Below are 22,381 nucleotides of genomic sequence, written 5' to 3' on the forward strand. Positions count from 1 at the left end.
CTTCTGGAGGAGTCTGCGCATGCGCGTCCACATCGCCACCGACCACGCCGGCATGGAGCTGTCCGCCCACCTGGTGGAGCACCTCACCGCCGCCGGCTACGAGATGGTGGACCACGGACCCACCGAGTACGACGCGCAGGACGACTACCCGGGCTTCTGCATCAACGCCGCCCGCGCCGTCGTCGCCGACCGCGAGCAGGGACTGGACTCCCTCGGCATCGTCCTCGGCGGCTCCGGCAACGGTGAGCAGATCGCCGCGAACAAGGTGCAGGGCGTCCGCGCCGCGCTGGCCTGGAACCTCAGCACCGCAAAGCTCGCCCGCGAGCACAACGACGCGAACGTCGTCGCCGTGGGCGGCCGGCAGCACAGCCTCGAGGAGGCCACCGCGATCATCGAGGCGTTCCTCGCCGAGCCCTTCAGCGAGGACGAGCGCCACGTGCGCCGCATCGGCAAGATCGCGCGCTACGAGGTGACCGGCGAGGTGGTGATGTGAGTGCCTGAGGGGCACTCCGTCCACCGTCTCGCGCGGCAGTTCACCGACGTCTTCGGCGGCGAGATCCTGGGCGCCTCGAGCCCGCAGGGGCGGTTCACCGAGGGCGCGGCGCTGATCGACGGGCGCGTCCTCGAGCGCGCGTGGGCGCACGGCAAGCACTTCTTCGCCGACGTCGAGGACGGTCTGTCGCTCAACGTCCACCTCGGCATGTACGGGGCATGGACCTTCGGCGGGGACGAGACGTTCGCCGCGGCCTCGTCCATCGGCGCGCCGCGGCGCATCGGGGAGCGGGAGGTGCAGGGCGGCCCGGCCACATCCGGCCTCGCCCACGACGACGGCTGGGTCGTCCCGCCGCCACCGGTCCCCACGGTGCGCTTGCGCCTGCGCTACGCGCACGGCTGGGCGGACCTGATCGGGGCCGCGCAGTGCCGGCTGCTCACCGCCGACGAGGTGGAGCAGGTGACCGCGACGCTCGGTCCCGACCCCCTCAACGGTGACGACCCCACCCCCTTCCTGCGGCTCGCCGCCCGCACGAGGCGGCCGATCGGCGTCGTGCTCATGGACCAGTCGGCCGCGAGCGGGATCGGCAACATCTTCCGTGCCGAGGCCCTGTTCCGCGCCCGGATCGACCCGTGGAGACCCGCGAGGGACGTGGGGGAGGAGGCGCTGTGCGCCCTGTGGGACGACAACGCCGCGCTCATGCGCGAGGGCGTGCGTCTCGGACGCATCGTGACGACGCGCCCCGAGCACCGGCCTGGCGTTCCCGCCGAGGAGGCGTGGCCCGAGCACGCGACCTACGTCTACCACCGCCACGGCCGGCCGTGCCTGGTGTGCGGGCGGGATGCGATCGTGGTGGAGGAGATGGCCGCGCGGAAGCTGTACCGCTGCACCGTGTGCCAGACGTGAGGACGACCCGCCGGCCGATCAGCCGCCGCTGCTGACAGCGTTGTGGCCACGCGGTCCGCGGGCTCCCTGGCGACGAATCGCCGACGATCGGATGAACTCTCGCACGGGGGCGGGTGACCGGCGGCTGACCGTCACGGGCTCCTTTGACGCTCCGCCCGCAGCTGGAGAGAAAGTCCAGGTCAGAGCGGAACCCAGGGTGTTCTCCGCGGGTATTTCTCTGGGCCCCGCTGTGCCTGGACTGCCCACGGCGTCGACGGGAGGGTGCTCAGTCCTCAGAGAGGCGCCGTGCCGCCCACCTCCCGCCCAGCATCCCCGGAGTTCGCCATGCCTGCTTCCACCCCGTCCGTCTCCCGCGCCGCCGGTGGACGTGACCAACACGGGGCCCGGGAACCTCACGCGCACCTCCACCGCCGTGACCGTCAGCGGTGAGCAGACCGTCACCATCGACTTCCGTCGCGCGGTGGAGGACGTGCAGTTCACCCTCGCCGACATCGAGTGGATCGACAACAACGGCACGTACGGCGTGCAGGAGGTGATCACGGTGTCCCCGGAGCCCACGGCGACCGCGGCCTCGGGCGTCACCGTCTCGGGCACGAGGCTCCAGACGACGACACCGAACACCACCGGCTCCGCCTTCGTGACGATCGCCGGTCCGGTCACGCGGATCACCGTCACCCTCGGCGTCGGCACCGTTGGCAAGGCCACCCCGGACGTGTTCATCCAGAACATGACCTTCAGGCTGGACATGCGCAGCGCCGCCTGACCCCTCGCCTCCTACCGCGCCGCCACGGCCGCTCCAGGCCGTCGCGCGGTGAGGCTTGCTGCCAGGGTCAGGCCGAGCAGCACGACGAGACCGGCCGGCGCGACGGCGCCGATCACCGGGTTGATCCATCCGGGGCCGAACATCCCGGCCAGGTGCTTGGGGGTCAGGGCCAGGGCGCCGACCGTCAGGACCGCCAGCACGATGGCCGGGATCCGCAGGGCCCGGACGCGCCACGTGAGGGCCAGCACGGCGTAGACGATCACGGGCCACCACACGAAGTGATGGACCCAGCTGATGGGCGAGATGAGCAGCGGCACCGTGCTGCTCAGGCCGAGCAGGAGGACGCGGTCCTCGTGCCGGTTCAGCCGGAGCAGGACGGCCACGAGGCCGATCACCACGGCGACGCCGAGCAGCCACGGGAGCGTCTCGTGCTCCGTGAAGCGCGCGAGCATCCCGCGCACGGACGCGTTGTCGATGTAGTCGATCCCGCCCACGCGGGAGGGGTCCCGCAGCACCGAGGTCCAGAACCGCCAGGTGGGCTCCGGGGCCGCGAGGAAGCCGATGGCCTGCGTGGCCAGGAAGGCGCCTCCGGCCAGCAGGATGGTGCGGAACCGGCCCAGCATGAGGGGCAGCAGGAGGAGGGCCAGCGGGGTCAGCTTGATGCCGGCGGTCACGCCCACGGCGACGGCGAACCACGCCCACGGATGCCGGCGCGAGGCGAGCGCGAGGTAGACCGAGGCCATGAGCACCACGTTGATCTGGCCATAGGTGAGCGTCTCACGGCCGGGCATGGCGAGGAGCGCCACGACGGTGAGCACCCAGGCGGGCACCCGCCACCGGGGCAGGGCCGCGCGCAGGCGTCCGGTCAGGTCGCGGCTGACCAGGTGCATCAGCACGGCGGTGAGCACCGTCAGCACTCCGAGGGAGACGGGCAGCGGGACCAGGGTCAGCGGGGTGAACAGCAGGGCCGCGAAGGTGGGGTACGTGAACGGCAGCCCCGGATCGCCCACCGGGCCCAGGATCGGGGCGTAGAGGTCCGCCTCCGGGTCCAGCAGGGCCAGGCCGCCCTCGCGGTACACGGCGAGGTCGAGCCCGCTCCCCGGCGTGAGGAGGACGATGAGCAGGGCGGCGGCGACGGGGATCGCCCAGGCCGCGGCACGGGCGGCCGGGGAGGACGGCGCGGGGGCGGTGTGCCGGTGGGACACGATCGGGTGCTCCTTCGCTCGGATCGGCTCACGACCTGGGCGGAGGACGCCGACATGAAGAAGTCCCGGTCGCCGCCGTGGAGACGACGGCGGGCCGGGACGGACGAGGGGATGACGGGAATCGAACCCGCGTAGCCAGTTTGGAAGACTGGGGCTCTACCATTGAGCTACATCCCCGGGCCATCCGCGAGGATCGCGGACCAGCGCCAGCCAGACTAGCACGGAGGCGCCATGCCGCTTCGTCCCCCCTCACCCGGTGCCGCCGCCCGCGGCCTCCGCTCCGTCGTCCCCGTCCGACGCCGCCTGCCGCTCGCCGGTCGCACCGTGCTCGTCACCGGTGCCGGCTCCGGGATCGGCCGCCTCATGGCCCTCGGTGCGGCGGAGCGGGGCGCGGCCCGCGTGCTCGTGTGGGATCGGGACGAGGCGGCCGCGCTCGCCGTCGCGCAGGAGGCCACGTCCCGGGGCGCCCAGGGCGTCGCCGAGCGGATCGACGTCACGGACGCCGCCGCCGTCGCCGCGGCCGCCGAGCGCGCGGGCGAGGTGGACGTGGCCGTCAACAACGCGGGCGTCGTGACCGGCGCGCGCCTCGAGGACGCCACGGAGGAGGGGATCCGCCGCACCTTCGAGGTGAACGCGCTGGCTCCCTATTGGCTCACCCGCGCGGTGCTCCCCGGGATGCGGGCGCGGGGGCGCGGGGCGATCGTCACGGTGGCCTCGGCCGCCGGGCTCGTGGGCGTCGCCCGGCAGACCGACTACTCGGCCTCCAAGCACGCCGCCGTCGGCTTCGCCGAGTCGCTGGGCGCCGAGCTCCGCAAGGAGGGCAGCCCCGTCACCTCGCTCGTCGTGTGCCCGTACTACGTCAGCACCGGCATGTTCGTCGGCGTCCGCACCCGCATCCCCGCGCTCCTGCCGATCCTGCGGCCGGAGGCGGTGGCCGACGCGGTGCTGGACGCGGTGGAGGCGGGCCGCCGTCGGCTCCTCCTGCCCCGGGCCGTGGGGCTCATCGCCCCCCTGCGCGCCCTGCCCGGCGGCGCCTTCGACGCCGCCATGGACGTCCTCGGCGTCAATGCCACCATGGACGCGTTCACGGGCCGGTCGACGCCGACGGCTCCGCCCCCGGTTTTCGCCCCGGACCGCGCGGCGCGCTAGGATTCCACAGTCTGCCCTGCAGGCAGCGTCTCGGGTGCCCGGCGTGCGATCGCGTGAGCCCGACCGGCGTCATCTCCAGACGACGGGGTGTAGCTCAGCTTGGTAGAGCGCGCGCTTTGGGAGCGTGAGGCCGCAGGTTCAAATCCTGTCACCCCGACACTGTCGTCACATCCATCCGTCATCCAGTGCAACAGGAGCCATCCGTGGTCAAGTCCACCGCAGAGAACCTCAGCCCGACCCGCGTCAAGCTGACCGTCGAGGTGCCGTTCGAGGAGGTGAAGCCCGCGCTGGACAAGGCGTTCAAGGACATCGCCCAGCAGGTCCAGATCCCCGGCTTCCGTGCCGGCAAGGTCCCCGCGCGCATGATCGAGCAGCGCTTCGGACTCGAGGCCGTGGTGGACCAGGCCGTCAACGAGGGCCTGAACACGTGGTTCACGCAGGCCGTCTCGGAGGCCGAGGTCACCCCGATCTCCCGCCCCGAGGTGGACGTGACCGCCTCCCCGGACTCCGCGAACCGCGAGGCCCCGGTGGCCTTCACCGCCGAGTTCGATGTGCGCCCCACCATCGAGCTGCCCGACTACAAGGGCCTCAAGGTCACCGTGGAGCCCGCCGCCGCCTCGGAGGAGGACGAGCAGAAGGCCCTCGACGCCCTGCGAGCCCGCTTCGGCACCCTCAAGGACGTGGACCGTCCCGCGGGCAAGGACGACTTCGTCACCGTCTCGCTGACCGCCACCGTGGACGGCGAGCAGGTCGACCAGGCCGAGGGCCTCTCCTACCAGGTGGGCGCCGGCACCATGCTCGACGGCATCGACGAGGCCCTCGACGGCCTGTCCGCCGGCGAGGACGCCACCTTCGAGACCACCCTCAACGGCGGCGAGCACGACGGCCGCACCGCCACCGTGAAGGTGCAGCTCACCGCCGTGAAGGACCGCGAGCTGCCCGAGGCCGACGACGACTTCGCCCAGCTGGCCTCCGAGTTCGACACGATCGAGGAGCTGAAGGCCGACCTCAAGAAGAAGGCCGCCGAGGACGCCGTGACCCGTCAGGGCGTCGAGGCGCGCGACAAGGTCCTCGAGGAGCTGGGCAAGCTCGTCGAGGTGCCCGTGCCGGACGGCGTGATCGCAGAGCAGCTCGAGCAGCACTTCTCCGCGGGCGGCCACGAGTCCGGTGACGACCACGACACCCCGGAGCACCGCGCCGAGCTGGAGAAGAACACCCGCGAGGCGTTCGCCAACGAGGTCCTCCTCGACGAGGTCGCCGAGGCAGAGTCCGTGACCGTGGACCAGGGCGAGCTGATCGAGTACATCATCGCCACGTCCTCCGAGTACGGCATGGACCCGAACCAGTTCGCCATGATGCTCGACCAGGCGGGCCAGATCCCGATGATCATGGGCGAGGTCCGCCGCCGCAAGGCGCTGGCCGAGGTGCTCAAGCACGCCGAGGTCACCGACACCGAGGGCAACGCCGTGGACCTCACGGCGTTCGTGACCCCGGGCGGCGCTGACGCCGTGGAGGCCCCGGTGGAGGACGCCCCCGCCGAGGAGCAGCCGGCCGAGAAGCCCGCGAAGAAGGCCCCGGCCAAGAAGGCGGCCGCCAAGAAGGCCGCGGCGAAGAAGGACGAGGCCGCGGCCGAGTCCGAGGAGCCCACCGAGGCCTGATCCTCCTGCGGGCCCGTGCCCGCCGTGCACCGGCGCCCCCGTCCCCTGTGGACGGGGGCGCCGGTGCGTCCGCCGCCGGGCGGCGTCGTCGACCTGCGCCAACAGCGAAACGCCCCCGGCACGTCCTCGCGCGGCGAGGGCGCCCGGATAGTGTCGACCTCGATCAGGGACCCGTCTCCGCGCCCGAAGCGGCGCACGGACGGGGGCCAGCGAAGCATCTCGACAGGAAGGCAGCAGTGATGACTGACATCACCCCCCGCATGACCTCGGTGGATCCCGAGCAGCGCGAGGACTACCTCTACAAGCGGCTGCTGCAGGAGCGCATCGTCTGGCTCGGTTCGGACGTGCGCGACGACAACGCGAACGCGATCTGCTCCCAGCTGCTCCTGCTCTCCGCGGAGGACCCGGAGAAGGACATCTACCTGTACATCAACTCGCCGGGCGGCTCCGTCACGGCGGGCATGGCGATCTACGACACCATGCAGTACATCCCGAACGACGTCGTGACCGTGGCCACCGGCCTCGCGGCGTCGATGGGCCAGTTCCTGCTCGCATCGGGCGCGAAGGGCAAGCGCTACGCCACCCCTCATGCCCGCATCCTCATGCACCAGCCCTCGGGCGGCATCGGCGGCACGGAGTCGGACATCCGCATCCAGGCACAGCTCATCCTGCACATGAAGCGGGTCATGGCCGAGCTCACCGCGGAGCAGACCGGCCAGTCCGTCGAGACCATCCTCGAGGACAACGCGCGTGACAAGTGGTTCACCGCCGCGGAGGCCCGGGAGTACGGCTTCATCGACCACATCGCCGAGCGGGCGTCGTCCGTGTCCGGCGGCGGCGGCGTCCAGGGCTGACTCCTTCCGCTCCCGGCCCCATCCAGACCCTCTCGAGGAGACCTTCCATGACCCCGTTCCCCGCCGGGCTCCCCACCGGGACGCCCTCCGCCACCGCTCCCAGCGCCCGCTACATCCTGCCGCAGTTCGAGGAGCGCACTCCCTACGGCTTCAAGCGCCAGGACCCCTACGCCAAGCTCTTCGAGGACCGCATCGTCTTCCTGGGCTCGCAGGTGGACGACGCGTCGGCCGACGACGTGATGGCGCAGCTGCTCGTCCTCGAGGCGATGGACTCCGAGCGTGACATCACGCTCTACATCAACTCCCCGGGCGGCTCGTTCACGGCCATGACGGCGATCTACGACACCATGCAGTTCATCCGGCCCGAGGTGCAGACCGTGTGCCTCGGCCAGGCTGCCTCCGCCGCGGCGGTGCTGCTGGCCGCCGGCGCCCCCGGCAAGCGCCTCGCGCTGCCCAACGCCCGCGTGCTGATCCACCAGCCGGCGATGCAGGGCGACCAGGGCACGGCCACGGACCTGGAGATCCACGCGCAGGAGATCAACCGCATGCGCGTCTGGATGGAGCAGACCCTGGCCTCGCTCACCAACCGGACCCCGGAGGAGGTCTCCCGGGACATCGACCGGGACAAGTTCCTCTCGGCCGACCAGGCCCTCGAGTACGGCCTGGTCGACGAGGTGCTCCCCTCCCGCAAGATCACCCGTCCGTCCGCCTGAGCCGACCGTCACGAGGGTCCGCCGCCGCATCGCGGGCGGGCCCTCGCGGCGTCCCGGGTGTCCGCCCCTTAACGCGTCCGGGTCCCCGCGTATCCTGGAGCGAGTCCGACAACGGAGTCGTCCGCCACGGGACACGACGCCGTCCATCCCGCCCATCTCGAGGAGACCACCATGGCGCGTATCGGAGAGAGCGCGGATCTGCTGAAGTGCTCGTTCTGCGGCAAGAGCCAGAAGCAGGTCCGCAAGCTCATCGCCGGCCCGGGGGTCTACATCTGCGACGAGTGCATCGAGCTCTGCAACGAGATCATCGAGGAGGAGCTGGGGGAGGCCGCCGAGTCGGACGAGCTGGTGCTCCCCACGCCGCAGGAGATCTTCGACCACCTGGAGCAGTTCGTGGTGGGTCAGGAGGCGGCCAAGCGCTCCCTCGCGGTGGCCGTCTACAACCACTACAAGCGCGTGCGCAGCCCGCAGGACCGCGGGGCGGACCTCGCGGAGCGGCTGTCGGGGCATGACGACCTGGCGGACGTGGAGATCGGCAAGTCCAACATCCTCATGGTCGGGCCCACGGGTTCCGGCAAGACCTACCTGGCCCAGACCCTCGCGCGGAAGCTGAACGTGCCCTTCGCCGTCGCGGACGCCACGAGCCTCACCGAGGCCGGCTACGTGGGCGAGGACGTGGAGAACATCCTCCTCAAGCTCATCCAGGCCGCGGATCACGACGTGAAGCGCGCCGAGCAGGGGATCATCTACATCGACGAGATCGACAAGATCTCCCGCAAGTCCGAGAACCCCTCCATCACCCGGGACGTCTCGGGCGAGGGCGTGCAGCAGGCGCTCCTGAAGATCCTCGAGGGCACGGTGGCCTCCGTGCCGCCGCAGGGCGGTCGCAAGCACCCGCACCAGGAGTTCCTGCAGATCGACACGTCCAACGTCCTGTTCATCGTCGCCGGCGCCTTCGCCGGGCTGGACGAGATCATCGGCTCCCGGGCCGGCCGCAAGGGGATCGGGTTCGGCGCGCCGCTGAACCACCTGGGGGCGGGGGAGACCTCCTACGCGGACGTCCGCCCGGAGGACCTCCTCAAGTTCGGCCTCATCCCGGAGTTCATCGGCCGCCTGCCCGTCATCACCACGGTGGAGGACCTCACGCGGGAGCAGCTCGTCCGCGTCCTCACCGAGCCGAAGAACGCCCTGCTGAAGCAGTACCGGAAGATGTTCCTCATGGACGGCGTCGAGCTGGAGTTCGAGCCGGACGCGCTCGAGGCCGTCGTCGAGCTGGCCGAGGCCCGCGGCACCGGTGCACGAGGGCTGCGCTCCATCATGGAGAACGTCCTCAAGCCCGTGATGTTCGAGCTGCCCTCCCGCACGGACGTCGGGACCGTGGTGGTCACCGGGGACGCCGTGCGCGGAGACGCCGAGCCCCTGCTCATCCCGGCCGAGGTGGAGCGCCGCCGCCGCGGCCGCAGCGCTTGACGGCACCGCCCGACCCACCGCGTCCGCACCGCAGCACCGTCACCGAGAGAGAGGCCCCTCATGACCGAGACCCCGCAGACCCCCGTCGTCGACTTCTACTTCGACCCCACGTGCCCGTTCGCCTGGATCACGTCCCGCTGGATGCTCGAGGTCGAGCAGGTCCGGGACGTCGAGGTGCGCTTCCACCAGATGTCCCTCTACATGCTCAACGAGGGCCGCGAGCTGGACCCGGACTACCGCCGCCACACGGACGAGGGGCTCATCCCCGGCCGCGCCACCCTGCACGTGGGCACCGAGCGCCCCGAGCTGCTCGCCGACTGGTACACGGCGCTGGGCACCCGCATCCACGAGCAGGGGAACAAGGACTACGAGGCGGTCATCGCCGAGGCCGCCGAGGAGCTCGGCCTGGACGCCACCGCCGTCCTGGAGTCCACCCGCACCGACGCCGCCGACGATCGCCTCCGCGAGGCGCAGCGCAGGGCCGAGGAGCTGGTGGGGAACGACGTCGGCACCCCGGTCGTGGCCCTCGAGGGGACCGCGTTCTTCGGCCCCGTGATGACCCGCATCGCGCGCGGCGAGCAGGCCGGCCGCATCTTCGACGGCGCCGTGGCGCTGGCCGAGTTCCCGTACTTCTACGAGCTCAAGCGCGCCCGCACGACGAGCCCCGAGTTCGACTGATCCTGGGGCTCCTGCCGCGGAGCACCGCAGGCCCGGCAGCTGCTCCCTCGAGCAGAGGCCGGGCCTGCGGCGTGTGCGGGGGTCCTCGCGGGTTTCAGAGCGCCCGGGCGATCCGTCCCGCCGAACGGATCATCGGGATCTGCAGGGGCAGGCGGCCGAAGGCCATGGCGCGGAAGGGGGCCGAGGCGTGCCGGGCGCGCCAGGCCATCCACATGTTGCCCGGCCACACGGCCACGAACAGCGCCTGGGCGGCGCGCGCCCCCACCCTCCGCGTCCTGGGGGCGGCGAGCAGACCGGCCACCGCCAGCTCGGCCACACCCGAGCCGAGGGTCCACGCCCGCGCGGAGCCGGGCAGGGCCGGCGGGATGAGGCCGTCGAACGGCGCGGGCCTCACGAAGTGCAGCACGCCCATGCCGGCGAGCACGCCGGCGGTGCGGCGGGCGGTGCGGTGCGCGCCGGCGGACCCGCGGCGCGGATCCGGCGGCGGGGTGGCGGTGGGGCGGGGGAGGAGTCGCATGCGGCCAGTCTCCCGCATCAGACCGCCCCGGCCGCTCACGCTGCCCCGAGCCACACGAGCTGCGCCCCGGCGTGGCCCGCCTGGATCGCGACGACCACGCCCGCGAGGGCGGCCACGAGGGTGAGCACGGCCAGCACGGTGTGGACGACGGGTCGATTCTCACCGAACGCCCGCGTCGCCGCGGGGGAGCGGTGCCAGAAGAGAGCCACGTGGACCGCGAGGAGCATGAGGGTGAGGAAGGCCAGGTTGCGCGTCATCTCCCCGAGCTGGGCATGCTGCTCCAGCAGCGCCGAGCTCTCGCCGAGCCGTGCCTCCAGGTCCTCCCCTGACCACGTGGCGAACCACGAGCCGAGTGCGGCCAGCAGGGCCAGGCCGAGGGTGAAGGGGGCGGACCACTGGAACCAGCGGCGCGAGACCAGGGTCGGGACCGTCAGGAGTGCGACGAGGGGGATCAGCACGACGGGCAGGTGGACGAGGAGCGGGTGCAGGGGGAGGCCGTTCATGCGGGCGACGATATGCAAGGTCCGCGTCCGTTCCGGAGGAGGGGATCCTGCCCTCACCTGGCGTGACTGGTCCTCACCCGGCCGGCCGGACGGCGCCCTGCCGGCGGTTGCCGCGGGCCCGGCACCCCGCCCCGGGTGGGACGGCGCGCCGGGCCCGTGGACGGGTCAGGCCTGCTCGGCCGGGGCCAGCTCCACATCGGTGACCTCGAGGTCGCCCTCGCCCTCGGCCTCGACGAGCACGACGTCGGCCACGTTGCCGGCCGCCTTCAGGTCGGCCAGCCCGCCGCGCAGCGCGTCGAGCTGCGCCGCGCCGGCCCGCACGGTCGCCGTGCGGACCTCGGTGCGCTGCTTGACCTTCGCCTCCGACTTCGACTTGCGGACGCCGCCGAGCACCTGCGCCACGACGGCGAGGACCCGCGGGTCGCCGCCCTCGGCCGCGGCGCGCAGCCCGCTGAGCTCGGCCTCGAGGCCGGGCCACGGGGCGCGGTGCACGGAGCCGGTGCGCCACCAGCTCCACACCTCCTCGGTCGCGAACGGCTGGAACGGGGCCAGGAGGCGCAGGAGCGCGTCCAGGGTGGTGGCGAGCGTCGCCACCACGGAGGCCTGCTCGGCCTCGCCGTGGCCGCCGTACGCGCGGTCCTTGACGAGCTCCACGTAGTCGTCCGTGAACTGCCAGAAGAACTGCTCGGTCACGTTCAGCGCCCGGGCGTAGTCGTACCCGGCGAACGCGGCGGTGGCCTGCTCGACGGTCTGGGCCAGGCGGGCCAGCAGCGCGGCGTCCAGGGCGTTGGTCACGACGGCTGCGTCGGCCTCCGAGCGCACCACGGCGTCGGAGGTGGCGCCCAGGTTGAGCACGAACTTCGCCGCGTTGAGCAGCTTGATCGCCAGTCGGCGGCCGATCTTCATCTGCGCCACCTCGTAGGCGGTGTCCGCGCCGAGGCGGGCCGAGGAGGCCCAGTAGCGCACCGCATCCGCGCCGAACTCCTCGAGGATGTCGGTGGGGACCACCACGTTGCCCTTGGACTTGGACATCTTCTTGCGGTCCGGGTCCAGGATCCACCCGGAGAGGGCGGTGTCCGTCCACGGGACGGAGCCGTTGAGGGCGTCCGCGCGCACCACGGTGGAGAACAGCCACGTGCGGATGATGTCGTGGCCCTGCGGGCGCAGGTCGAACGGGAAGACGTTCTCGAAGAACGCGTCGTCGCGGCTCCAGCGGCCCACGATCTGCGGGGTCAGCGAGGAGGTCGCCCACGTGTCGAGCACGTCGGGGTCGCCCGTGAAGCCGCCGGGGACGTCGCGCTGGTCCTCGGTGAAGCCCGGCGCGGGCTCGGCCACGGGGTCCACCGGCAGGACGGAGTCCTCGGGGACGATCGGCGCGTCGTAGACCGGCTCGCCGTCCTCGTCGAGGCGGTACCAGACCGGGATCGGCACGCCGAAGAAGCGCTGGCGGCTGACGAGCCAGTCGCCGTTGAGCCCGTCCACCCAGTTCTCGTAGCGGTGGCGCATGTGCTCGGGGTGCCACGTCAGCTCGCGGCCGCGCTCGATGAGGGCGGAGCGGCGGTCGGCGTCGCGGCCGCCGTTGCGGACGTACCACTGGCGCGAGGTGACGACCTCGAGGGGCTTGTCGCCCTTCTCGTAGAAGTTCACGGCGTGCATGATCTTCTTCGGCTCGCCGTCCATGAGGCCGGCCTCGGTGAGGGCGTTCACCACGCCCTCCTTCGCGGAGAACACGGTCTTGCCGGCCACGGTCTCGGCGTAGGCGGCGCGGCCGGCCTCCGTGGTGATCCACTCGGGGGTGTCGGCGGCGAAGCGGCCGTCGCGCCCGATCAGCGTCCGGGTGGGCAGCTGCAGCTCGCGCCACCACGTGACGTCGGTCAGGTCGCCGAAGGTGCAGACCATCGCGATGCCCGAGCCCTTGTCCGGCTTGGCCAGCTCGTGGGCCTTGACCTCCACCTCGACGTCGAAGAGGGGCGAGCGCACCGTGGTGCCGAACAGCGGCTGGTACCGCTCGTCGTCGGGGTGGGCCACGAGGGCGGAGCACGAGGCGAGCAGCTCGGGGCGGGTGGTCTCGATGAAGACCTGCTCGCCGTCGGCCGTGAAGAACGGGTAGCGATGGTAGGCGCCGGCGACCTCGCGGTCCTCGAGCTCGGCCTGGGCCACGGCGGTGCGGAAGGTGACGTCCCACATCGTGGGGGCCTCGGAGAGGTAGGCGTCGCCCGCGGCGATGTTGCGCAGGAAGGCGCGCTGGGAGACGGCGCGGGAGACGTCGTCGATGGTGCGGTAGGTCATGGACCAGTCCACGGAGAGGCCGAGGCGGGTGAAGAGGTCCTCGAAGACCTTCTCGTCCTGCACGGCGAGCTCCTCGCAGAGCTCGATGAAGTTCTTGCGGGAGACGACGTCCCAGTCGCGCTGGTTCTTCGCCGGCGTCTCCGGCGGGCGGTAGCCCTCGATGGAGGGCTTCGTGGGGTCGCAGCGCACGCCGTAGTAGTTCTGCACGCGACGCTCGGTGGGCAGGCCGTTGTCGTCCCAGCCCATGGGGTAGAACACGTTCTTGCCGGTCATGCGCTGGTAGCGGGCCAGCACGTCGGTCTGCGTGTAGGAGAACACGTGGCCCACGTGCAGGGAGCCGGAGGCGGTGGGCGGCGGGGTGTCGATCGAGTAGACCTGCTCGCGCGTGGTGTCCGGGTCGAAGGCGTAGGTGCCTTCCTCGGCCCAGCGGGCGGTCAGCTTGTCCTCGAGTCCCTCGAGGGCGGGGCGGTCCGGGACCGCCACGGCGGTCGTCGGAGCGGGGGATGCGTCGGTGGGCGTGTCTGTGCCCTGCGTGTTCTCAGCCATGCCGGCCATTCTCCCACGGCCGCACGGTGGGGCCGTGAGCACGCACGACCATCCCCGCCCCTCCCGCACGGTCCGCGTGCGGCGCGCCGACGAGGCCCGCTGCGGCCCTGTCCCCGTCGGCCCCGTGCCTACAGTGGACGCGTGACCGAGACCTCGCAGACCCCCGCCCCGTCCACCGTGGCCGACTCCTCGACGCCGCCCCGCACCGCCGTCGTGACCGGCGCGACCTCCGGCATCGGCCGCGCCACCGCCCTCGAGCTGGCCCGCCGCGGCTGGCGGGTGTACGCCGCCGGCCGCCGCGCCGAGCGCCTCGAGCAGCTCGCCGCGCAGGTGCGCGCCGAGGGCCTCATGGGGGAGGTCCGGCCCGCGCCCCTCGACGTGACGGACGCGGCGGCCGTCGGCGCGCTGGCCGACCGGGTGGCCGCGGAGGGCGGCGCGGACACGCTGCTCAACATCGCGGGCGGCGCGCAGGGCGTGGACGCCGTGGCCGACGGCGACCCGGCCGGCTGGGAGTGGATGTTCCGCGTCAACGTGCTCGGCACCCTGAACGCGTGCCGCGCCTTCCTTCCCCTGCTGCGCGCGCACGGGGAGGGCACCGTCCTGAACCTCACGTCGACGGCGGCGATCGTCGCCTATGAGGGAGGTGCGGGGTACAACGCGGCCAAGATGGGCGCCCACGGGCTGACCGGGGCCCTGCGCCTCGAGGAGGCCGAGCACAACGTGCGCGTGGTCGAGGTGCTGCCGGGCATGGTGCACACCGAGGAGTTCTCGAAGAACCGCCTCGGGGGAGACCAGTCGGCGGCCGACGCGGTCTACGCCGGCGTGGAGAAGCCCCTCACGGCGGAGGACGTCGCCGAGGTGTGCGTGCACGCCGTGGAGCTGCCGCACCACGTGAACCTGGACCAGATCGTGATGCGGCCCGTCGCGCAGGCCGCCCAGCACAAGGTGATCCGCCGATGACCGGGTTCGCGCAGGACATGCCCTTCACGGAGCGGGCGCGCTTCGAGCGGGAGGTGCGCCGGGCGGAGCGGACGATCCCCGATGCGCGGCTGCGGCTGGCCGCGGCCGCCGCCGCGGGCCTCGGCAGCGGAGCGGCCTCCCTGATCCCGCTGGGGCGGCTGCCGCACGTCCGGACCGCGGCGGCGTTCGGCGGCGCCGTGGCCCTGCTCATCCCGAGCGGTGCCTGGGCGGCCTCCGTCCGCGGGGGCGGCAGCGCGTCCTCGGCCGGCCCCGTCGTGGACGGCCCGCGTCAGGCGGTGGCGCTGGCGGCGGGGAGCGTCGGCATCGGGACGGTCCTGGGCGTGAGCCTGTGGCTCTCCCTGAAGGCGGACGCGGGCCTCGAGCGCCTGGCCGTCCGCCGCGGTGCGCGGCACCCGCGCCGGTGGATGGGCGTGGCCGGCGGCGTGCTCGGCGGACTCGTCGAGTTCGCAGAACGCACCCCGCCCTCGGCCCCGCACTCATCGCCGTCGCGGGTGTCCGCTCGCTAGCCTGGCGACCATGACCTTCGCCTCTGCCGAACGTGCCCGCCTGTCCGACCTCCTCCTCGAGAACGGCCCCGACGCCCCGACCCTCTGCGAGGGGTGGACCACCCGCGACATGGCCACGCACCTGTGGGTCCGCGAGAACCGCCCCGACGCCGCCGCCGGCATGATGGTCGGCCCGCTCAAGGCCCACCTGGGCAAGGTCTCGGACCAGGCCAAGTCGCGCGACTACCGCGAGCTGGTCCAGTCCTGGGCCAAGGGCCCCGGCACCCTGAACCCCATGCGCCTCGCCGACAAGCACGTGAACGCCGCCGAGCACTTCATCCACCTCGAGGACGTGCGTCGGGGCGAGGTCGCCCGCGGCGGAGAGCTCCCCGCGCCCCGCGCCTTCTCCGAGCGGGACACGGACGCGCTCTACCGCTCCCTGCGCCGCATGGCCCCGATGCTCCTGCGCTCCTCGACGGTCCCCGTCGTCCTGCAGGCCCCCGGCCGCGCGCCCGTGACGGTGGCCCGCGAGGCGGTGGCCGTCCACACCCCGGTCACCGTGTCGGGTGAGGTCGGCGAGCTGCTCCTCTGGGCCCACGGCCGCGACGCCGTGCACGTCACCGTGGACGGAGACCTCGCCGCGGTGAAGCGCGCCAGACTCTGACGCGCACCCCCTCACGCCTGTGCCCGCCGGTCCACTACACTGGCGGGCACAGGCGTCGATCCGGCCATCACCGGTGAGCCTCCGGAAGAACGGGCGTCCGCCGCAGGCGGCGCCTCAGTAGAACCGGACGGGCAGGCCCGTCACAGCCGTCACGAAGCGGTCGGTCCGCGCACCGCCCTCGCCTCCGCGCGCGGGCAGCAGGGACCGGCAAGCAAGGTGGTACCGCGCCGCCGTCGGCCCCACGGCCCCGGTGTGCGTCCTTGCACGGAACACCTCCCCGGACCGCAAAGGACCACCGTGTACCCCCTCGCCTCCTCTGACCCGAACGGCACCACGCCCGCCTCGCCGCGCCTGCCGGAGATCGAGCGCCGCATCCTGCAGTACTGGGACGAGGACGGCACGTTCCAGGCCTCCATCGACCAGCGCCCGCCACTCACCGAGGACGGCGCGCAGAACGAGTTCGTCTTCTACGACGGCCCGCCCTTCGCGAACGGCCTGCCGCACTACGGCCACCTCCTCACGGGCTACGTGAAGGACCTCGTGGCCCGCTACCAGACGCAGCAGGGCCGCCGCGTGGAGCGCCGCTTCGGCTGGGACACCCACGGCCTGCCCGCCGAGCTCGAGGCGATGAAGCAGCTCGGCATGACGGACAAGGCCGAGATCGAGGCCATGGGCATCGACCGGTTCAACGACGCGTGCCGCGCCTCCGTGCTCAAGTACACGGACCAGTGGCAGGAGTACGTCACCCGCCAGGCCCGCTGGGTGGACTTCGAGAACGACTACAAGACCCTCACCCCGGACTTCATGGAGTCCGTGATCTGGGCGTTCTCCCAGCTGCATGAGAAGGGGCTCACCTACCGCGGGTTCCGCGTGCTGCCCTACTGCTGGAACGACGAGACCCCGCTCTCCAACCACGAGCTGCGCATGGACGACGACGTCTACCAGATGCGCCAGGACCCCTCCGTCACCGTCTCCTTCCCCGTCACGGGCCTGCCGGAGGACGCCGCGCTCATCCCCGACGGCGGCGCCGACGCCGACCTGGCCGAGCGTCTCCTCGGCGTGCACGTCCTCGCGTGGACCACCACGCCCTGGACCCTGCCGACCAACGCGGCCCTCGCCGTCGGGCCGGAGATCGCCTACGCCGTAGTGCCCGCCGGCCCCGAGGGCGCCTCCGTGGACGCGGAGCGCTTCCTCCTCGCCCTGGACCGCGTGCCCGCCCACGCCAAGGAGCTCGGCTACGCGGACGCGGAGGCCGCGCGCGCCGCCGTCGTGGAGACCATCCCCGGCGCCCGCCTGGGCGGGCTGCGCTACGCGCCCCTGTTCACGGACGTGTTCGACGCCCACCGCGGCGAGACGTTCACCGCGAACGGCCGCGAGCTCACCCTGGACGCCGCCCACCGCATCCTCGTGGACGACTACGTCTCCACCGACGACGGCACGGGCGTGGTCCACCAGGCCCCCGCCTACGGCGAGGACGACCAGCGGGTGTGCGAGGCGAACGGCATCCCCGTGCTGCTCTCCGTGGACTCGGGCGCGAAGTTCCTCCCGCTGTTCGCCCGCGAGGACACCGGACGCGGCGACATCGACGAGATCGCCGGCGTGCAGGTCTTCGAGGCCAACCGGACGATCGTGCGCGCGCTGCGTGACCTGGGCCGCGTGGCCCGCGAGGCCTCCTACGAGCACTCCTACCCGCACTGCTGGCGCTGCCGGAGGCCGCTGATCTACCGCGCGGTGACCTCCTGGTACGTCGCGGTCACGCAGGTCAAGGAGCGCATGCTCGAGCTGAACGAGGAGATCACCTGGATCCCCGGCAACGTGAAGCACGGGCAGTTCGGCACGTGGGTGGCCAACGCCCGCGACTGGTCGATCTCCCGCAACCGCTACTGGGGCTCGCCCATCCCGGTGTGGGAGTCCGACCACCCGGACTACCCGCGCCAGGAGGTCTACGGCTCGCTCGCCGAAATCGAGGAGGCCTTCGGGCGCCTGCCCCGCAACGCCGACGGCGAGGTCGACCTGCACCGTCCGTGGATCGACGACCTCACCCGCCCGCACCCGGACCCCGAGGCCGCCGCGGCCGGGGCCGTGATGCGCCGCGTCGAGGACGTCCTGGACGTCTGGTTCGACTCCGGCTCCATGCCGTACGCGCAGGTGCACTACCCGTTCGAGCGGGCCGAGTGGTTCCCCACGCACAACCCGGCCGACTTCATCGTGGAGTACATCGGCCAGACCCGCGGCTGGTTCTACACGATGCACATCCTCGCCACCGCGCTGTTCGACCGCCCCGCGTTCTCCAACGTGATCTCGCACGGCATCGTGCTCGGCTCGGACGGCCAGAAGATGTCCAAGTCGCTGCGCAACTACCCGGACGTCAACGAGGTCCTGGACCGCGACGGCTCGGACGCCATGCGCTGGTTCCTCATGGCCAGCCCCATCCTGCGCGGCGGCAACCTGATCGTCACGGAGGAGGGCATCCGCGAGGCCACCCGCCAGGTGATCCTCCCGGCGTGGAACGCGTGGCACTTCTTCTCGCTCTACGCCAACACGGCCCACGACGGCGGCGCCCGCCCCGAGGGCTACCGCGCGAGCGAGCGCCACACCTCCGAGGACCCCCTGGACCAGTACGTCCTGGCCGCCACGGGACAGATGCTGCGCAAGGTCAAGGCGGCGCTGGACTCCTATGAGGTCTCCGACGCCACGGAGGCGCTGCGCACCTTCATGGACACGCTGACCAACTGGTACATCCGGCGCTCCCGCGAGCGGTTCTTCGCCGAGGACACCGTGGCCATGGACGTCCTGTACACCGTGCTCGAGGCGTTCACGCGCGCCGCCGCGCCGCTGCTGCCCCTCGTGGCGGAGGAGATCTGGCGCGGCCTCACCGGCGGCCGCTCGGTGCACCTGACCGACTACCCGGATGCGGACCTGTTCCCGCACGGCCCTGAGGCGGAGACGCTCGTGGCCCGCATGGACGCCGTGCGCCGCATCAGCTCCGCCGGCTCGGCGCTGCGCAAGGGCGCCAAGCGCCGCGTGCGCCTGCCGCTCGCGCGCCTGTCCGTCGTCGTGCCGGACGCCGCCGGCCTCGAGGGCACCTACGCGCGGATCGTCGCGGACGAGCTCAACCTCAAGGAGGTGGCGCTCACCGAGCTCTCGGACGAGGCCATCGCCGAGTACGGGATCGGCACGAAGCTGACCCTGAACTTCCGCGAGCTCGGCAAGGCGTTCGGCAAGCAGGTCCCGCTCGTGAAGAAGGCCGTCGACGCCGGCGCGTACGCGGAGACCGCCGACGGGCTGGCGGTGGCCCTGGCCGACGGCGAGACCGTGACGCTGGCCCCCGAGCTCTACGAGCTGCGCACGGTGTCCACGGGCGCGCCCGCCGGCACCGCCGTCGGCGTGCTCTCCGGGGCGGCGGGCTTCCTCGTCCTCGAGACCGGGGTGAGCGCGGAGCTTGCCGCCGAGGGCGTGGCCCGCGACGTGATCCGCGCCGTCCAGGCGGCCCGCAAGGACGCTGGCCTCGAGGTCTCCGACCGGGTGCGCTCCCGGATCGAGGGCCCGGCGGCCGTGCTCGCGGCGCTCGAGTCGCACCGCGAGCTGATCGCGGGGGAGACGCTCTCGGCGGAGCTGGACCTCGTGGACTCCGGCGCGGAGGACACGCGCCAGGACCCGGCCGACGACGCCATGAAGGCCGTGGCCGTGACCGTGGAGAAGGTGGGCGCATGAGTGCGGATCAGAGGCCCGGCACGGTCGAGGCCGTCTACCGTGACCTGCTGGCCCGCGCGCCGGAGAACCGCATGGAGCCGCGGCTGGACCCCGTGCGTCGGGTGCTGGCCCTCCTGGGGGACCCGCAGGACGCCGCTCCCGTCATCCACCTGACCGGAACGAACGGCAAGACGTCCACGGCGCGCATGATCGAGGCCGTGCTGCGCGCCTACGGGCTGCGCACGGGCCGCTACACGTCGCCGCACCTGCAGAAGGTCACCGAGCGCATCAGCATCGACGGCGAACCGGTGTCCGACGAGACGTTCGTGCGCGTGTGGGGCGAGATCCTGCCGATCGTGCAGACCGTCGACGCCGAGCTGGAGGCCGCGGGCGAGCCGCGCCTGACGTACTTCGAGGCCGTCACCGTGCTCGGGTTCGCCGTCTTCGCGGACGAGCCCGTCGAGGTCGTCGTGCTCGAGGTGGGCCTGGGCGGCGTCACGGACGCGACCAACGTCGCCGACGGCGTCGTCTCCGTGGTCACCCCCATCTCCCTGGACCACACCGACCTGCTGGGGGACAGCGAGGCGGAGATCGCCGAGGAGAAGGCGGGGATCGTCAAGCCGGGCGGGTTCCTGGTGTCCGCGGTGCAGGAGCGCGACGCCGCCCAGGTGCTCCTGGAGGCCGCGCAGTCCGCGAGCGTGCCGTTCCGCTTCGAGGGCGTCGAGTTCGGCGTCGTTGAGCGTGCGCTCGCGGTCGGCGGGCAGCAGGTCGCGGTGCGCGGCCTGGCCGGCGAGTACCCCGACCTCTTCCTGCCCCTGCTCGGCGAGCACCAGGCCCAGAATCTGGCCCTGGCCGTCGCCGCGCTCGAGGCGTTCCTCGGCGGGGGAGAGCGTCCCCTGGACGAGGAGCTGCTGCGGGAGGGCCTCGCGCAGGTCACCTCCCCGGGCCGCCTCGAGGTGCTGCGCACCGCCCCCACGGTGATCGTGGACGCCGCCCACAATCCCGACGGTGTGCGGGCCACCGTGCGCGCCGTGCAGGAGTCGTTCGGCTTCACGCGCCTCGTGCTCGTGGTGGGGGTGCTGCAGGAGAAGGACGCCCCCGCCATGCTGGAGGCGCTGCACCGCGCGTTCGGCGACGACGTCGCGGACCTGGCGCTCACCCAGTCGACGTCGCCGCGGGCCATCCCCGCGGCCGAGCTCGCGCGGATCGCCCTGGACGCCGGCTGGCCCGAGGACGACCTGTTCGCCACCGAGTCCGTGCCGGACGCGCTCGAGTGGGCCGTGGGCCGTGCCGAGGCGCTCGAGTCGAGCGCCGATGAGCTGGCCTCCGGCACGGGCGGTGGTGTGCTCGTCCTCGGGTCCATCACCCTCACGGCCGAGGTCCGTGCGCTGCTCGGCGAGCCCCGCCGCGCCGGACCGGTGACGGTGGCCGCCCGCGGCCTCGACCCGGCCGATCTGCTGGACGCCGTGGGCCTGGCCGACGAGGACGAGGACACCCTCGATCCCGAGATCCTCGAGCTGCTGGACGACGCCGACGAGACGGAGGACCACCGATGAGCCACGCGACGCCCCACCCGGCCGAGCCGGCCGAGACGTCCGGGACCGCCGCGACCGAGGGCGAGCACTTCGGCGCCGAGGCGTGGCGCCCCGAGCGTGAGACCAAGGCCCAGCGGTCCTGGACGCCCGGTCAACGCCGCCGTCGCCGTTCCACGCGCGCCATGTTCACGTCCGTGGTGCTGACCCTCGAGTCGGTCGTGATCTTCTTCCTGGGGATGACCCTGTTCGGGCTGAACCGCGGGGAGGAGCACGCCCTGTGGTTCGCGATCGGCTTCTCCGTCCTGGCTGTCGTCGCACTGCTGACGTGCGCGCTCGTGCAGAAGCCCGTGGGCATCTGGATCGGGTGGGCCATCCAGCTCGTGCTGATCGTGTCCGGGTTCTGGGAGTACTCGATGTTCGTGATCGGCCCGCTCTTCGCGCTCACGTGGTGGTACGCCGTGACCAAGGGCCGGGAGCTCGACCTCGAGAACGCCCGGCGTGACCGCCTCGAGGAGGAGTGGGCGGCGGAGCACGGGTCTTGAGGCGCGCCGCCCACTAGGGTGAGAGGAGACCGAGCTCGTCCACCCCTGAAGGAGCCGACCATGACCCATCACCCCGAAGAGACCCTCGTGCTCGTCAAGCCCGATGGCGTGCAGCGCAACCTCGTGGGCGAGATCATCGCCCGGATCGAGCGCAAGGGCTACACGATCGTGGACCTGAAGATGGTCACGGCCACCCGCGGCATGCTGGAGAGGCACTACGAGGAGCATGAGGGCAAGCCGTTCTTCGAGCCGCTCGTCGAGTTCATGGGCTCCGGGCCGGTCGTGGCGATCCGCCTCGGCGGCGACCGCGTGATCGAGGGCTTCCGCGCTCTGGCCGGCAAGACCGACCCCACGGTGGCCGCACCCGGCACCATCCGCGGCGACCTCGGCCGCGACTGGGGCGCGGGCGTGCAGAAGAACCTCGTGCACGGCTCGGACTCCACGCTCTCCGCGGAGCGCGAGCTGGCCATCTGGTTCGGCTGATCCCACAGCCCGGCCGATCGTCGGAAGCACACGAGCCCAGAAGCACAGCCCCACGGCAGCGACGGGAGTCAGGACTCACGGCGAGGCAGCCCGACTCGTCCCCGGGCGCGATCGAGGAGACCGCCGGTCCTCCCGGCTCCCTCACGCCTCCTGCACATGCGACGGCGCCGCGCCCGCCCCGGGGGGGGGGGGGGGGGGGGCGGGGGGGGGGGGGGGCGGGGCCCCCCCCCCCGCCCGCGGCGCCCCCCCCCCAC

General features: G+C 72.5%; 20 protein-coding genes and 2 tRNA genes. 17 read left to right on the forward strand and 5 right to left on the reverse strand.

Going from position 1 to position 22,381, the window contains the following annotated elements:
* Positions 1-19 precede the first annotated feature (19 nt).
* The 3 genes from AB0302_RS01560 to AB0302_RS01570 all read left to right on the forward strand — a co-directional run bounded on the left by AB0302_RS01560 (position 20) and on the right by AB0302_RS01570 (position 2,162).
* On the forward strand, positions 20-493 hold the full coding sequence (locus tag AB0302_RS01560; RefSeq protein WP_298713383.1) for a ribose-5-phosphate isomerase: 474 nt from the start codon (positions 20-22) through the stop codon (positions 491-493).
* Positions 494-1,399 carry a DNA-formamidopyrimidine glycosylase family protein gene (locus tag AB0302_RS01565; protein ID WP_366370319.1) on the forward strand — a complete coding sequence of 302 codons (906 nt, stop codon included), beginning with the start codon at positions 494-496 and terminating at the stop codon, positions 1,397-1,399.
* Positions 1,400-1,766: 367 nt separating this feature from the next.
* A complete protein-coding gene (locus tag AB0302_RS01570) occupies positions 1,767-2,162 on the forward strand; it encodes a hypothetical protein (protein ID WP_366370320.1) in 396 nt (131 codons plus the stop codon).
* Between the two features lie 11 nt (positions 2,163-2,173).
* On the opposite strand, the gene AB0302_RS01575 is transcribed toward AB0302_RS01570, so the two are convergent.
* Positions 2,174-3,367: a glycosyltransferase 87 family protein gene (locus tag AB0302_RS01575; protein ID WP_366370321.1), complete on the reverse strand. Its 1,194-nt coding sequence runs from the start codon at positions 3,365-3,367 to the stop codon at positions 2,174-2,176.
* A 106-nt stretch (positions 3,368-3,473) separates the two neighbouring features.
* Positions 3,474-3,544: transfer RNA gene (locus tag AB0302_RS01580), tRNA-Gly, on the reverse strand.
* A gap of 54 nt (positions 3,545-3,598) precedes the next feature.
* Here AB0302_RS01580 and AB0302_RS01585 point away from each other — a divergent pair.
* The 7 genes from AB0302_RS01585 (at position 3,599) to AB0302_RS01615 (ending at position 9,889) form a co-directional block, all read left to right on the forward strand.
* Positions 3,599-4,516 (forward strand): SDR family oxidoreductase, encoded by a 918-nt coding sequence (locus AB0302_RS01585; RefSeq protein WP_319074936.1) that lies wholly within the window; start codon positions 3,599-3,601, stop codon positions 4,514-4,516.
* A gap of 83 nt (positions 4,517-4,599) precedes the next feature.
* Positions 4,600-4,673, forward strand: a tRNA-Pro gene (locus tag AB0302_RS01590).
* Positions 4,674-4,719: 46 nt separating this feature from the next.
* A complete protein-coding gene (tig, locus tag AB0302_RS01595) occupies positions 4,720-6,174 on the forward strand; it encodes a trigger factor (protein WP_319074935.1) in 1,455 nt (484 codons plus the stop codon).
* Positions 6,175-6,434: 260 nt separating this feature from the next.
* On the forward strand, positions 6,435-7,028 hold the full coding sequence (locus AB0302_RS01600; RefSeq protein ID WP_248115310.1) for an ATP-dependent Clp protease proteolytic subunit: 594 nt from the start codon (positions 6,435-6,437) through the stop codon (positions 7,026-7,028).
* A 47-nt stretch (positions 7,029-7,075) separates the two neighbouring features.
* Complete coding sequence (locus tag AB0302_RS01605; RefSeq protein WP_248114972.1) at positions 7,076-7,741, forward strand: ATP-dependent Clp protease proteolytic subunit; 666 nt, start codon at positions 7,076-7,078, stop codon at positions 7,739-7,741.
* Between the two features lie 171 nt (positions 7,742-7,912).
* Positions 7,913-9,211 (forward strand): ATP-dependent Clp protease ATP-binding subunit ClpX, encoded by a 1,299-nt coding sequence (gene clpX, locus AB0302_RS01610; RefSeq protein ID WP_298713402.1) that lies wholly within the window; start codon positions 7,913-7,915, stop codon positions 9,209-9,211.
* A 60-nt stretch (positions 9,212-9,271) separates the two neighbouring features.
* Positions 9,272-9,889, forward strand: coding sequence for a DsbA family protein (locus AB0302_RS01615; RefSeq protein ID WP_366370322.1), 618 nt, complete (start codon positions 9,272-9,274; stop codon positions 9,887-9,889).
* A 94-nt stretch (positions 9,890-9,983) separates the two neighbouring features.
* Here the strand turns inward: AB0302_RS01615 and AB0302_RS01620 are convergent, their stop codons facing one another.
* The 3 genes from AB0302_RS01620 to valS form a co-directional block, all read right to left on the reverse strand.
* Positions 9,984-10,301 (reverse strand): hypothetical protein, encoded by a 318-nt coding sequence (locus AB0302_RS01620; protein WP_366370333.1) that lies wholly within the window; start codon positions 10,299-10,301, stop codon positions 9,984-9,986.
* Positions 10,302-10,441: 140 nt separating this feature from the next.
* The gene (locus tag AB0302_RS01625) at positions 10,442-10,909 is read right to left on the reverse strand and encodes a DUF2231 domain-containing protein (protein WP_298713407.1); all 468 of its coding nucleotides are present in this window, start codon (positions 10,907-10,909) and stop codon (positions 10,442-10,444) included.
* Between the two features lie 165 nt (positions 10,910-11,074).
* Complete coding sequence (valS, locus tag AB0302_RS01630; protein WP_366370323.1) at positions 11,075-13,744, reverse strand: valine--tRNA ligase; 2,670 nt, start codon at positions 13,742-13,744, stop codon at positions 11,075-11,077.
* A 177-nt stretch (positions 13,745-13,921) separates the two neighbouring features.
* Between valS and AB0302_RS01635 the strand changes: the two genes are divergently transcribed.
* The 7 genes from AB0302_RS01635 to ndk all read left to right on the forward strand — a co-directional run bounded on the left by AB0302_RS01635 (position 13,922) and on the right by ndk (position 22,127).
* Complete coding sequence (locus AB0302_RS01635) at positions 13,922-14,704, forward strand: SDR family oxidoreductase (RefSeq protein ID WP_366370334.1); 783 nt, start codon at positions 13,922-13,924, stop codon at positions 14,702-14,704.
* On the forward strand, positions 14,701-15,231 hold the full coding sequence (locus tag AB0302_RS01640) for a hypothetical protein (RefSeq protein WP_366370324.1): 531 nt from the start codon (positions 14,701-14,703) through the stop codon (positions 15,229-15,231). Before AB0302_RS01635 ends, AB0302_RS01640 begins: the two co-directional genes overlap by 4 nt.
* Before the next feature lie 10 nt (positions 15,232-15,241).
* Positions 15,242-15,874, forward strand: a complete 633-nt coding sequence (locus tag AB0302_RS01645; protein WP_298713419.1) for a TIGR03085 family metal-binding protein — start codon at positions 15,242-15,244, stop codon at positions 15,872-15,874.
* Between the two features lie 297 nt (positions 15,875-16,171).
* Positions 16,172-19,588 (forward strand): isoleucine--tRNA ligase, encoded by a 3,417-nt coding sequence (ileS, locus tag AB0302_RS01650; protein ID WP_366370325.1) that lies wholly within the window; start codon positions 16,172-16,174, stop codon positions 19,586-19,588.
* Positions 19,585-21,123, forward strand: coding sequence for a Mur ligase family protein (locus AB0302_RS01655; protein ID WP_366370326.1), 1,539 nt, complete (start codon positions 19,585-19,587; stop codon positions 21,121-21,123). The genes ileS and AB0302_RS01655 overlap by 4 nt, the downstream gene beginning before the upstream one ends.
* The gene (locus tag AB0302_RS01660) at positions 21,120-21,644 is read left to right on the forward strand and encodes a DUF4233 domain-containing protein (protein ID WP_366370327.1); all 525 of its coding nucleotides are present in this window, start codon (positions 21,120-21,122) and stop codon (positions 21,642-21,644) included. Before AB0302_RS01655 ends, AB0302_RS01660 begins: the two co-directional genes overlap by 4 nt.
* A gap of 60 nt (positions 21,645-21,704) precedes the next feature.
* Positions 21,705-22,127 carry a nucleoside-diphosphate kinase gene (gene ndk / locus AB0302_RS01665; protein WP_366370328.1) on the forward strand — a complete coding sequence of 141 codons (423 nt, stop codon included), beginning with the start codon at positions 21,705-21,707 and terminating at the stop codon, positions 22,125-22,127.
* The last annotated feature ends 254 nt before the right edge of the window (positions 22,128-22,381 follow it).

Source organism: Micrococcus sp. NPDC078436, from assembly GCF_040702705.1.
In the GTDB taxonomy this organism is placed as follows: Bacteria; Actinomycetota; Actinomycetes; order Actinomycetales; family Micrococcaceae; genus Micrococcus.

Coding starts and splice junctions, on each gene's coding strand:
- AB0302_RS01560 (WP_298713383.1), top strand. CDS start 20: ATGCGCGTCCACATCGCCACCGACCACGCCGGCATGGAGCTGTCCGCC.
- AB0302_RS01585 (WP_319074936.1), top strand. CDS start 3,599: ATGCCGCTTCGTCCCCCCTCACCCGGTGCCGCCGCCCGCGGCCTCCGC.
- AB0302_RS01600 (WP_248115310.1), top strand. CDS start 6,435: ATGACCTCGGTGGATCCCGAGCAGCGCGAGGACTACCTCTACAAGCGG.
- AB0302_RS01605 (WP_248114972.1), top strand. CDS start 7,076: ATGACCCCGTTCCCCGCCGGGCTCCCCACCGGGACGCCCTCCGCCACC.
- clpX (WP_298713402.1), top strand. CDS start 7,913: ATGGCGCGTATCGGAGAGAGCGCGGATCTGCTGAAGTGCTCGTTCTGC.
- AB0302_RS01615 (WP_366370322.1), top strand. CDS start 9,272: ATGACCGAGACCCCGCAGACCCCCGTCGTCGACTTCTACTTCGACCCC.
- AB0302_RS01620 (WP_366370333.1), bottom strand. CDS start 10,301: ATGGGCGTGCTGCACTTCGTGAGGCCCGCGCCGTTCGACGGCCTCATC.
- AB0302_RS01625 (WP_298713407.1), bottom strand. CDS start 10,909: ATGAACGGCCTCCCCCTGCACCCGCTCCTCGTCCACCTGCCCGTCGTG.
- valS (WP_366370323.1), bottom strand. CDS start 13,744: ATGGCTGAGAACACGCAGGGCACAGACACGCCCACCGACGCATCCCCC.
- AB0302_RS01640 (WP_366370324.1), top strand. CDS start 14,701: ATGACCGGGTTCGCGCAGGACATGCCCTTCACGGAGCGGGCGCGCTTC.
- AB0302_RS01645 (WP_298713419.1), top strand. CDS start 15,242: ATGACCTTCGCCTCTGCCGAACGTGCCCGCCTGTCCGACCTCCTCCTC.
- AB0302_RS01655 (WP_366370326.1), top strand. CDS start 19,585: ATGAGTGCGGATCAGAGGCCCGGCACGGTCGAGGCCGTCTACCGTGAC.
- AB0302_RS01660 (WP_366370327.1), top strand. CDS start 21,120: ATGAGCCACGCGACGCCCCACCCGGCCGAGCCGGCCGAGACGTCCGGG.
- ndk (WP_366370328.1), top strand. CDS start 21,705: ATGACCCATCACCCCGAAGAGACCCTCGTGCTCGTCAAGCCCGATGGC.